This window comes from Furfurilactobacillus cerevisiae, from assembly GCF_048961765.1.
In the GTDB taxonomy this organism is placed as follows: Bacteria; Bacillota; Bacilli; order Lactobacillales; family Lactobacillaceae; genus Furfurilactobacillus; species Furfurilactobacillus milii_A.
Window position 1 is genome coordinate 818931 of sequence record NZ_CP185253.1, and the last position, 11664, is coordinate 830594.

An 11664-nucleotide genomic window follows, 5' to 3' on the forward strand; every position below is an offset into this window, starting at 1 on the left:
GATTAGCTTCATGACAGATGAGCTCGATATAAGAACAGCAATTAAGGATACGTTGCCAACTGTGTTTGGTTATATTGGCATTGGCTTAGCGTTTGGCGTGGTGAGTCAGTCCGTGGGTTTGAGTGTGCTCATGGTAGTGTTGATGTCCGCCATTACATATGCTGGGTCCGCCCAATTTATCATGGTGAGCATGCTGGTATCCCATAACCCAGTGGTGTCGATCATGGTCGCCGTCTTTTTGGTGAATGCGCGGATGATCTTAATGAGTACGGTAGTGGCACCTTATTTCAAAAAAGACAGCATGTTGAAGAATATTTTCATTGGCGCGTTATTGACCGATGAAAGTTTTGCGCTGAGCATGAATAAGGTGAATTATACGGACCACAAAATGTCATTTGAGTGGTTTAATACTGCTAATTTAATTGCGTACTTTACATGGATGATTGCGTCAGGTGTCGGCGCGTTGCTTGGACAATTGGTTGCCCATCCAGAGCGACTCGGTCTGGATTTCGCATTAGTCGCCATGTTTATCGGGTTACTGTATTTGCAAGTTATCGCGGATCGTTCGTTGGCTAAGTCACTGCAACTGATCGTGATTCTGGCTGAAGCAGTCATTATTTACTTGGGGCTTATTTTCATTCCGGGAAATCTGTTACTTGTTGTGGGCACGCTGTTGGGCTGTGCGACGGGGGTGGTTATCAAACATGCTTTCTACTAGTTATGTACTTTTAACCATTGTCGGCTGTGGCATTGTGACTTTGCTATCACGAACGTTGCCCTTTGTGCTGTTAAAAAATCATAGTTTGCCGCCGTTAGTGGTCGAATTATTGAGCTTTGTGCCCATCACGATTATGACTGCGCTGTGGGTAACAAATTTGTTCACGCAACATTTGGGTCATTTGCCGAGTGTGAACTATGAAAACTTGTTTGCGTCGGTTCCCACTGTGATTACGGCCGCTGTTACTAAAAGCTTGCTGTGGATCGTAATCGTCGGGGTAGCGTCGTTAGCAATATTAAGAGCGGTCATGTAAACGGATTCAAAATGTTTATGCAAAACATTAGGTGTTTGGTGTGAAGCATGATATACTCATACAAAATCACTGACAAAGCGAGGGTGATTATTTATGGAAACCTTGTTAGCAATTGGATTATTAGCTGTTACAACCGTTGGATTAGTTGTTTGTGATGTGAAGCTTGCACGTTGCATGTCGGACACTGACACAACTGTTAAAGAAACAACCGAACTATAACCAATTATGATAAGTTTTAGAGCGTTCATTTCAAATTGGGATGAACGCTTTTCTTTGCCTAAAAAATGAATTTTGAAAAGGGAAGTGTCCGTGTGGAAGTGTGGCAGGTAGTATGGTTAATTATTTTAGCGATTGTTGTGTTGGGCATAGCCGCCATAGCTGTCACTCTTTGGCTAGTCAAACGGCGGTTAGTTCGCTGGCACCAAACGGCGGATAAAATGGCGACACCGACTCAAATTGCCGGTGCACAACGCTTTTATGTCCGGACGATTTATCGCCGGCAACACATAATGTACCTTCGGCGGATTATGATTGGACTATTTGTGCTGGCCGGCTTCATGGCATTGTGGGCCTTATGTGAGCAGTTCAACCTGTATACGACGTTTCCAAACGGCCGGGTGGCAATGAACTGGTTTCTCAGTGACCACACGTCGACACGAAACGTGGCCTTAGTCTTGCTGTTTTTAAGCGTCTTAGGCGCATCGTTACTGCGCTTTTTACTGCTGAAACGAGTGGACGAAGTGCAAGTTGAAGAGGCAAATGAATCGGCTCATGATATTTACGCAATCCCTGCAGTCATGCGGCGCCAGTTGTTTGGCCTGCGGCGTTTGTTACTTATTGGATTGCTAATCATTTCACTCTGGCTGGGTCTAGGCGCCATCACTAAGGCAGTTCCACGGGCAACTAGTCCGTTTGAAACGAGTCATTCAATCACCCAACCGATTCAAACAAATTCAGCGACTAGCGAGTCTAGCAGTGATGAGACAGGATATGATGATTCAGGCGATAGTTCTTCATCAACGTCGTCAAGTTCAGCAACTAGTAACGCTGCGGGCAGTTCAAGTAGCAACGATACTACGGATGATGACCTGCCAATGCCATCCACGCCAATTGCAGATGTCGTAAAAGCGAAGCCTGCCGATAACGCGACGATGAAACAGTTATCGGAAGCCGATCAGGCCAGCCTAACATTCATGGCATATTGGGCCATGGAAGGGCAGGATCCGGCAACTTTATTTGCTACCCAGAATAGCACTGGTGGCGCAACGTTTTATTATCATTGGATTGCTAACAATGGTCATCCAATCATTATGTTTAACAGCTACAGTCCAGTGGCTAAAGCCATGGATGATATGTTTACTGCCAATATTGCAGGCAACGATGTCAATTTCTATTCATTACATGACGAGACTGCGCAAACGAGTAAGCTGGCTAACATCATGGGTTTGACGATAAGCAACGGATACGCAATACCAAGTCAAGATCAATTGGATCATCGTTCGTATGACTTGCGAAAAATGACGACTGTTTACTATCAACAAGCGGGTTATCAAGCTGTTCATGACACCTTAAAGCCAGGCTATGCAATGACCATCAAATAGTAAAAGTTAGGGAACTATAACATAATTATCTAACTTAATTAAAAAACGCTCAGAAATGGGTAGGTTCGCTTGAACTTTTTTGGGCGTGTCCCCTATAATGGGTTTGTAGCGATAACTCAGGTCAACCTAGGAAAGGCAGGTGGGTTTTATGTCAGACGCAGATTATCATATATGTTCAACGAGTGATGACGGTCCCGCGTGTTCGCAATTCATAACTGGATATTTAACCCATGCTGTGAACTTTGCCGCACGTGAAATTTAGCATTTACTGAGGTGTTTTAGTCTAATGCAAGAATTGAACGGCACGGTTTACTGTCTCGTTGATCATAAAGAATATGATCTCGTAGACGGTGTTTTCCTAGGAGATTTGGATGGTCCGTTGAAGGCGTTGATTCGTCTCGACTTTCCAAAGGCGACAAACCAAGATTTTATCTGTAGTGAGCATTTGGTCCACTACCGTTTATTAAAGATGGATCAGATGATTGCGAAGGACTATCGCCAAAATCATAAGCTGAACCAAAAGCTTACACGGGTACTTCAAAAAGATACCTATCAGGTGGTTGATGTCCGTCAGCAATTGGAACACTCACTAACAGTTGGTCAGCGGGTTGCGGATGCTGTTGCCCACTTCGGGGGTAGCTGGCCTTTTATTATTTCCTTTGTTCTCATTATGTTATTGTGGATTACTAGTAGATTGTAAAATTAATCCGAACGCTGTTCGGACAAAAAAGATCAGCTTCCTTTAAAATGGTGTTTACAACAAACCCATCTTTTAGGAGCTGATCTTTTGTCTAGTATAACCTATTCCGAACGAATTAAAATCGAAACCTTTTGTGAACTAGGGCTGTCCAATATCCAAATGGGCGTTCGGCTGAACCGATCACCGTCAACAATTTCTTATGAATTATCTCGATGTCAACCTTATCAGGCTGAATTAGCACAAACAGATGCCGAATACAAGCGATCACGATGTGGTCGGAAAACTAAGCTGAGCGATGAGTTAAAGCAAACAATTCTCAACCATTTACATCTAAGCTGGTCACCAGGAATGATTGCTCACGAATTTAAACTAGCGACTAAATCTATTTATAATTGGCTAAATCAGGGGAGAATTGGTTTCTCCTTGAATGATCTACCTGAACATGGCGTACGCCAACGGCGTAACGTTGACCAACGATCCAAATATAATCAATCTTTGGGGCGATCGATTGAACAGCGTCCCATGATGATTAATCAACGTAATCGCATCGGTGATTTTGAACTAGATACCGTCGTTGGCCCTCGTGGGCATAGTAAGGCAGTTTTATTAACTTTAATCGATCGCAAATCACGGTTCCTTTGGGCATATCGGTTAAAGGACCGAACGACAGCGAGTGTTAATGAAGCACTGACTAAGTTCCTAACAACTTTTAATGGACCGGTGCACAGTTTTACTGTGGACCGTGGTACTGAGTTTAGTGGGCTAGTATCATTTGAATCACAATATGGTATTAAGACCTATTACTGTCATGCTTATACGCCAGCTGAACGTGGTAGTAATGAACGCTTTAATCGGAATTTACGTTATTTTTATCCTAAGGGGACTCGTTTTGAGCACATTAGTGCTCAAGATTTAACGACGACGTTACTCCAAATTAACCAGAGACCGCTTAAAATACTTGACTGGAAAACACCGTATCAGGTTATGCTGACCAATTTGTCCAAAAATTCGGATTAAATTTGCAATCTACCTACTGTTAATTCATTACACCTATTTGGTGTGCATTTCGATCCATATCCGTTTATTCTTTTGAACTTGTTCTTGAGTATGGTTGCCGCAATCCAGGCACCACTCATTATGATGAGTCAGAACCGGTCAGCAGAGTATGACCGGATGGAATCGGCTAACGATTATCACGTTAACCAAAAATCGGAAGAAGAAATTCGGGTACTGCACTCCAAGGTTGACCATATGATTCAACAGGATCAGCCGAACATGTTGCAGATTCAAAAGATTCAAACAGAGATGTTGGGTTCGATTGAATCGCAGGTTAATGAACTACGGCGGTTGCAAACGTACTTCGATGATCACATCAATGATCAAGAAAGTAAGCAACCGAAACAACAGAAATCGTCTCAACCGGCACGTCGGCAAACGGATTCGCCACAATCGGTTTCACATAATGAGCAGGGTCACAAACAATCAGATCACGGTTCACTTCATGTGGATAAATAAGTGATGATTGGGAAGACAAAACCACAATTGATTAATGCTTAAATCGGACCAAAAATTTATCAGGAGGCCACCCTCGTTGCGGGTGGCTTTTTGCTTTACATCGGTTTTTTTTAGCGACATTATGAGGGTCGAGACAAATTTTTTGCGGGGTGGTCACAATGGGGTATGTATATCTGGCTTTAGCCATTGTTGGTGAATTGATTGGCACAAATTTATTGAAGGCATCATCTGGATTTACACTATTATGGCCCAGTTTAGGGGCCTTAATTGCTTATGGTACCTGCTTTTACTTTCTGGCGGTGTGCATGAAAACAGTCAATCTCAATATTGCTTACGCATTGTGGGCTGGCATTGGCGTTGTGCTGTCAACGTTAGTGGCCGTTTTGTTTTGGAAGGAACCAGTCAATTTGGCCAATGTGATTGGGATTGGATTCATTCTGGTTGGCGTTGTGATTTTGAACTTGTTTGGTGCCAATGGCTAGTTCATCTGACACAATAGTGGACAAGACTGTGGGCTATGAGTTAAAGTCGACTTTAACTAATGTGAATATCAACTTCTGGAGGGAATGTTAATGGCGACAAAGACAGTTGTAACAGAAAAGCGCTATCGAATCGGTGAATTTGCAACTAAAACCGGGTTGTCAGGCCCAACGCTTCGTTATTATGAAAAGGAAGGTTTGGTCAAACCACATCGTTCGGACAATGGACTGCGTTACTATACGGATGCAGATGCTAGCTGGATCAAATTCTTGTTACACTTAAAGGGTACAGGAATGACTATCGAACAGTTGAAACAGTATGTGGCTTGGCGCGCTGAAGGTGATGCGACGATCACTAAACGGTTGCAGTTATTGAAGAATGTACGGCGTGGTTTTCTTCAGGAGTTTGAGGAATTGCAGCATAGTATGACGATTTTAAACGACAAGATTGATTGGTATCAGGGAAAAGTAGACGGGCATATTAGTGATAACGAAGGTTTTGCTAATTACCTTGCCAGTTTGAATCATGAAGAATAAATGATAGCGGTGAATGCCGCTTGCGGTTGTCTCCATTGACACGCTTGCCGTGGGACCGGTTCAAGCATCTTGAGTTCGGAGTCTTTCACCTCGTCGCAAAGCCTCGTGGAAAACCGAGTTTTTTCGACCGTCCGTATTGTAAATCCGGCAAAATGTATTCCGGATTAACAATACCTTCACGGTTCGGTATCAATGGGGACGCCCTCCAGCTAATATAGTCGGGACTTCATAATCAACGGAATAACGATTAATTCGGGCGATACCGCAACGAGTGTTTCAGGCAGTGTAGGCATTTTGAATTTCTATAATTTTGATTTAGAGCGACTTAGCAGGTTATGTACATGTTAAGTCGCTCTTTTTAGTTTTTATGAAATTTAGGGCTTTACTTAAAGTGTACTTTAAGTGTTTTAATGAATTCAATCGCGTTAATCACTTTGTTTTTAATCGAGGAGGAATTTAACATGGCTAAAAAACAAACAGCAGGTCGCAAACAGTTGGGTGATTTTGCCCCACAATTTGCTGCTTTAAATGATGATGTTTTATTTGGTGAGGTTTGGTCCAAAGAAGACGCTTTGTCTGCTCATGACCGTTCCTTAATTACGATTGCTAGCATTATTTCGGCTGGCAATACAGAACAATTGGAAGCTCATTTACGAATTGGCAAACAAAACGGCATTACAAAAGACGAGATTGTTGCTGAAATTACCCACCTTGCATTTTACGCTGGGTGGCCTAAGGCATGGTCGGCGTTTAACCGTGCTAAGGAAATTTGGTCAGATGAAGAGGAGACACATAAGTAATGGCAAACGAAAAATTTGAAACACAAAATGTTTTTGGCCAAGGCGATAAGAATGAAGCCTATGCGCAGTATTTTATCGGTCAAAGCTACTTAAAAAATTTAGTTAGCGCAGATGATAATGTCAATGTAAATGTTGGCAATGTGACATTTGAACCAAGATGCCGCAATGACTGGCATATTCATCACAATGGTTATCAAATCTTGCTTGTTACCGGTGGTGAAGGTTGGTATCAGGAGGATGGCAAGCCAGCACAACTACTGCACCCAGGCGATGTGGTTACCATTCACGATGGCGTTAAGCATTGGCACGGTGCGACAAAAGACAGCTGGTTTAGTCATGTCGCAATCACTACGGGGACTTCTGAATGGTTGGAACCGGTCAGTGATGCGGCGTACGATGCATTGTCAAAGGATTAATTAGTAAGTTTAAAGGAGAATTTGAATGACAGTTAAAAATAAAGTTGTTGTAATTACTGGTGCTTCATCTGGGATTGGTGAAGCAACCGCTAAGCTATTGGCTAAAAATGGTGCAAAAGTTGTCCTTGGTGCTCGTCGCGAAGACCGTTTGGAAAAACTCGTCGCTGATATCAAAGCCGATGGCGGGCAAGCAGCGTATCAAACGGTTGATGTGCGGGATGCCGAACAAGTAGCCGCGTTAATTGCATATGCCAAAACCACGTTTGGTGGCCTGGATGTCATTTTCAATAATGCCGGAATTATGCCAACGTCGCCCATCAGTGCCTTGCACACGCAAGAATGGGATGACATGATCGACATTAACATCAAAGGCGTGCTTAACGGGGTGGCTGCTGTAATGCCAGATTTTGTGGCAAATAAGGGTGGTCATATCATTACGACCTCATCTGTTGCCGGACTGAAGAGTTTCCCAGGATCTGGTGTGTATGGTGCCACTAAGTTTGCTGTCCGTAACTTGATGGAAGTGATTCGGACGGAAAGTGCTAGTGAAGGCACCAACATTCGCACGACAACCTTGTACCCAGCGGCGATTAATACGGAACTGTTGAATACGATTTCCGATAAGGCAGCACGCAAGGGGATGGACGCTTTATACGATGCCGTGGGGATTAACCCTGACGCCATCGCCCGGGTCGTGAACTTCGCTATTGACCAGCCAGAAGACGTTAACGTCAACGAATTTACGATATATCCAACGAAGCAGGCTTAGAGCGATACGAAGCCTGGGAGAAGTTGAGCAATAACTGAAAGATGCGGTTGTACGAGCGAACTTTGCTTGTATGACCGCATCTTTTGGTTATGCACAGACTTCTGGGCGACAGTATCGCGTTTTCGCTATGTAAAATTAAAAAAGCCGATAATGAATAGACTTTAGGTGGTGTGAGCGCGTTTGCGACAATGTAAAAGGACAAGAAGGTTATTATGCACAGGCCTCTGATCTTTGACCTCGCGTTTACGCTATGAAAAAGATCCACAAAAATCAGTTTGTGCCCCCATTTTCCTCGTCACATGCTGCATTTTGACCATTTTCATCCCTATTTAATTAAGTTAGCCAACTTGCCAAAGCAACCGAGCAGTTATGTTCGCTGATCTACATTAATTGGCTTATTTTTTAAGTCAATTAGTAGTTATGATTTTAGGCTACTGATCGACTTCAAACATAGGAATGAAAGGAAGAATGTCAAAATGACTAGTATGGCAAAGCGTTCTGCAACTGATGATGAATTACTCAATCCGGAGAACAGTGTGTTTGCGTTGATTGATTTTCAGCCAACGCAAATCAATTCAGTTAATTCAATGGATCGAGCCCAGCTAATTCGTAATATTGTGGCGACACAATCGTTGATTAACACCTTCAAGATTCCAACAATCTTGTCCACCGTCAACGTGCAAACGGGGCGCAACCAAGATACGATTCCACAACTGAAGGCATTGTTGCCAAATGTGCCCAGCTATGACCGAACGTCCATTAACGCGTGGGAGGATGCGGATTTTAACCGAGCGATTAAGGCGACGGGCAAACATCAGATTATCATCGCGGCATTGTGGACAGAAGCGTGTTTGACCTTTCCAGTATTGGATGCACTAAAAGAAGACTATGGGTAGATTGCAAATTTAATCCGAATTTTTGGACAAATTGGTCAGCATAACCTGATACGGTGTTTTCCAGTCAAGTATTTTAAGCGGTCTCTGGTTAATTTGGAGTAACGTCGTCGTTAAATCTTGAGCACTAATGTGCTCAAAACGAGTCCCCTTAGGATAAAAATAACGTAAATTCCGATTAAAGCGTTCATTACTACCACGTTCAGCTGGCGTATAAGCATGACAGTAATAGGTCTTAATACCATATTGTGATTCAAATGATACTAGCCCACTAAACTCAGTACCACGGTCCACAGTAAAACTGTGCACCGGTCCATTAAAAGTTGTTAGGAACTTAGTCAGTGCTTCATTAACACTCGCTGTCGTTCGGTCCTTTAACCGATATGCCCAAAGGAACCGTGATTTGCGATCGATTAAAGTTAATAAAACTGCCTTACTATGCCCACGAGGGCCAACGACGGTATCTAGTTCAAAATCACCGATGCGATTACGTTGATTAATCATCATGGGACGCTGTTCAATCGATCGCCCCAAAGATTGATTATATTTGGATCGTTGGTCAACGTTACGCCGTTGGCGTACGCCATGTTCAGGTAGATCATTCAAGGAGAAACCAATTCTCCCCTGATTTAGCCAATTATAAATAGATTTAGTCGCTAGTTTAAATTCGTGAGCAATCATTCCTGGTGACCAGCTTAGATGTAAATGGTTGAGAATTGTTTGCTTTAACTCATCGCTCAGCTTAGTTTTCCGACCACATCGTGATCGCTTGTATTCGGCATCTGTTTGTGCTAATTCAGCCTGATAAGGTTGACATCGAGATAATTCATAAGAAATTGTTGACGGTGATCGGTTCAGCCGAACGCCCATTTGGATATTGGACAGCCCTAGTTCACAAAAGGTTTCGATTTTAATTCGTTCGGAATAGGTTATACTAGACAAAAGATCAGCTCCTAAAAGATGGGTTTGTTGTAAACACCATTTTAAAGGAAGCTGATCTTTTTTGTCCGAACAGCGTTCGGATTAATTTTACAATCTACTTATGACGTGTTTCCAGTTGTTGATGCGGTTGGTGGCACATCAACTGTGGCTCATGAAACGGCAATTGCTCGAATGACTGCCAAGGGTGCTCAACCTGTGACAATTGCACAATTAGCCTGTGAACTACAACGTGACTGGAACCGACCGGACACGGTTCCGGGATTTACGCAAAGCCTGTTTGATATTGGTGCATTTTTAAAATTAAGCTAACGACGATTCAGTTAGGGTGGCGGAAGGTCACTCATAGTAAGGAGAGCGACAAACATGGTAGATGTTCAGGATTCAGTCAATCGTTTAATGGCGACTGCCAACGATCATTTTACTTATATTCAAGCAGGTCATGATTTCATTCGGGCGTGGGCCATTCAATTCGAGTTGGCCTACACCGATTACAGAACGATTGATCTGGCACTGCAATTTGATGGAACAGACAGTAACAAACTAAGAAAGGACTTTGTTAGCGCTTATCAAGCCGTTTACCGATTCGAATATCCGTTTGCTGTCGGCGGTTTGGAACAATTCGACGAACAGTGCGAGAATCAAATGCCGGATTATGAAGTCGCGGTTAATCAGCTTGATGAGGTGCTAGAGAAAGTTCGGCAGGTCGACAATTCAGTTGCCTAAGTCATTTGGTGTTTCGTTTCAGACAAAGTTGCAGGGCTCAGCAGATTAAGTGTATTCTGACTTTGTAAGTAAAATCGCAAAGGAGTTTACACATTATGATGAGTGTTTTTGGCAGTCCTGCAACGTATGTTCAGGGCAAGAATGTGTTATTTGATAGTGCTTCATACATTACCCGTTTAGGCCGCAAAGCATTGTTATTAGCTGGCTCAACGGCGTACAAAATTGCCGGTCAGAAATACGTTGATTACCTGAAAGACAATGACGTCAACGTGGAATACGTACCGTTTAACGGTGAGTCGTCAGTTGGCGAAATTGACCGGGTGACCGAAAATGGCAAAGAATTTGGTGCTGACTTGGTTATCGGTCTCGGCGGCGGGAAGGCGTTGGACAGCGCTAAGGCGATTGCTGACAACCTCCACGTTAAAGTTGCCATCTTGCCGACGCTGGCCTCGACAGATGCGCCTTGTTCACGACTCTCCGTGTTGTATACCGACGAGGGTACCTTTTCCGCTTACCGGTTTTATGCGCAGAATCCCGATCTAGTGCTCGTCGACACCAAAATTATCGCCAGTGCACCAGTGCGGATGCTGACATCCGGTATCGCTGATGCGCTGGCAACTAATGTGGAAGCCCAAGCTGTGGCACGTGGCGCTGGTAGCACAATGTTGGGTGCCAAACAAACGATGGTCGGTAATGCGATTGCGTCCAAGTGTGAGGAAACGTTGTTTGCTTATGGCACGCAGGCTGTTGCTTCAGTCGATAACCATGCGGCCTCCAAAGCACTGGAAAAGATCGTTGAGGCCAACACGTTAATGAGTGGTGTCGGCTTTGAAAGTGGTGGTCTAGCCGCTGCACATGCTATCCATAATGGTTTAACTGCCTTAAATGGTCCAATTCATGATTTAACTCATGGCGAAAAGGTTGCGTTTGGGACATTAACGCAACTCTATCTCGAAGGTGCAGACCAGGAACGGTTTGACAAATTCTTGAAGTTCGATCTCGAATTGGGTCTGCCGACCACGTTTGCTGATTTGAAGATTCCCGATGTCAGTGATGAAGAGTTGATGCAGGTTGGTCAGTTATCCACGGCGCCAAACGATACCATGGTGCAGATGCCATTTACCGTTGAGGCATCTGATGTTGTCGAGGCGATGAAGGGCGTCGACGCATACAGTCGTTATTATCAAGCACATCACGTTAACAAATAAAGTTTTATCCAAACGAAAAGACTCAGATAGAATTCTTCATTACGTTGAGG

At 43.6% G+C, this 11664-nt stretch carries 14 protein-coding genes and 3 pseudogenes; 16 read left to right on the forward strand and 1 reads right to left on the reverse strand.

Going from position 1 to position 11664, the window contains the following annotated elements; all coding sequences use genetic code 11:
- The first annotated feature begins 10 nt into the window (after positions 1-10).
- From ABUE36_RS03845 to ABUE36_RS03905, 13 genes and pseudogenes are all read left to right on the forward strand, one after another.
- Positions 11-718, forward strand: a complete 708-nt coding sequence (locus ABUE36_RS03845) for an AzlC family ABC transporter permease (protein ID WP_421017197.1) — start codon at positions 11-13, stop codon at positions 716-718.
- Complete coding sequence (locus tag ABUE36_RS03850; protein WP_161002260.1) at positions 705-1031, forward strand: AzlD domain-containing protein; 327 nt, start codon at positions 705-707, stop codon at positions 1029-1031. The genes ABUE36_RS03845 and ABUE36_RS03850 overlap by 14 nt, the downstream gene beginning before the upstream one ends.
- 93 nt (positions 1032-1124) lie before the next feature.
- The gene (locus ABUE36_RS03855) at positions 1125-1250 is read left to right on the forward strand and encodes a hypothetical protein (RefSeq protein WP_284142945.1); all 126 of its coding nucleotides are present in this window, start codon (positions 1125-1127) and stop codon (positions 1248-1250) included.
- Positions 1251-1342: 92 nt separating this feature from the next.
- Complete coding sequence (locus ABUE36_RS03860) at positions 1343-2632, forward strand: hypothetical protein (RefSeq protein WP_421017198.1); 1290 nt, start codon at positions 1343-1345, stop codon at positions 2630-2632.
- 286 nt (positions 2633-2918) lie between these two features.
- Complete coding sequence (locus ABUE36_RS03865; RefSeq protein ID WP_421017199.1) at positions 2919-3332, forward strand: hypothetical protein; 414 nt, start codon at positions 2919-2921, stop codon at positions 3330-3332.
- An 87-nt stretch (positions 3333-3419) separates the two neighbouring features.
- Entirely contained in the window at positions 3420-4349 is a 930-nt protein-coding gene (locus ABUE36_RS03870; RefSeq protein WP_096109805.1) for an IS30-like element ISLpl1 family transposase, read from the forward strand.
- Positions 4350-4385: 36 nt separating this feature from the next.
- Positions 4386-4847, forward strand: a pseudogene (locus ABUE36_RS03875) (DUF1003 domain-containing protein); the annotation flags it as partial.
- Between the two features lie 158 nt (positions 4848-5005).
- Complete coding sequence (locus tag ABUE36_RS03880) at positions 5006-5329, forward strand: DMT family transporter (protein WP_046871959.1); 324 nt, start codon at positions 5006-5008, stop codon at positions 5327-5329.
- Between the two features lie 90 nt (positions 5330-5419).
- Complete coding sequence (locus ABUE36_RS03885) at positions 5420-5863, forward strand: MerR family transcriptional regulator (protein ID WP_161002263.1); 444 nt, start codon at positions 5420-5422, stop codon at positions 5861-5863.
- 461 nt (positions 5864-6324) lie between these two features.
- Positions 6325-6663 carry a carboxymuconolactone decarboxylase family protein gene (locus ABUE36_RS03890; protein WP_017260570.1) on the forward strand — a complete coding sequence of 113 codons (339 nt, stop codon included), beginning with the start codon at positions 6325-6327 and terminating at the stop codon, positions 6661-6663.
- Positions 6663-7079, forward strand: coding sequence for a cupin domain-containing protein (locus ABUE36_RS03895; RefSeq protein ID WP_421017200.1), 417 nt, complete (start codon positions 6663-6665; stop codon positions 7077-7079). Before ABUE36_RS03890 ends, ABUE36_RS03895 begins: the two co-directional genes overlap by 1 nt.
- A gap of 25 nt (positions 7080-7104) precedes the next feature.
- The gene (locus ABUE36_RS03900) at positions 7105-7848 is read left to right on the forward strand and encodes an SDR family oxidoreductase (protein WP_421017201.1); all 744 of its coding nucleotides are present in this window, start codon (positions 7105-7107) and stop codon (positions 7846-7848) included.
- Between the two features lie 476 nt (positions 7849-8324).
- Positions 8325-8738 (forward strand): annotated as a pseudogene (locus ABUE36_RS03905) (isochorismatase family protein); the annotation flags it as partial.
- A gap of 15 nt (positions 8739-8753) precedes the next feature.
- Here the strand turns inward: ABUE36_RS03905 and ABUE36_RS03910 are convergent.
- Positions 8754-9683: an IS30-like element ISLpl1 family transposase gene (locus ABUE36_RS03910; RefSeq protein ID WP_096109805.1), complete on the reverse strand. Its 930-nt coding sequence runs from the start codon at positions 9681-9683 to the stop codon at positions 8754-8756.
- An 87-nt stretch (positions 9684-9770) separates the two neighbouring features.
- Between ABUE36_RS03910 and ABUE36_RS03915 the strand changes: the two are divergent.
- The 3 genes and pseudogenes from ABUE36_RS03915 to ABUE36_RS03925 all read left to right on the forward strand — a co-directional run.
- Positions 9771-9992 (forward strand): annotated as a pseudogene (locus ABUE36_RS03915) (hydrolase); the annotation flags it as partial.
- 54 nt (positions 9993-10046) lie between these two features.
- Positions 10047-10406: a hypothetical protein gene (locus ABUE36_RS03920; RefSeq protein ID WP_161002267.1), complete on the forward strand. Its 360-nt coding sequence runs from the start codon at positions 10047-10049 to the stop codon at positions 10404-10406.
- Positions 10407-10501: 95 nt separating this feature from the next.
- Entirely contained in the window at positions 10502-11614 is a 1113-nt protein-coding gene (locus tag ABUE36_RS03925; protein ID WP_421017202.1) for a glycerol dehydrogenase, read from the forward strand.
- Positions 11615-11664 lie beyond the last annotated feature (50 nt).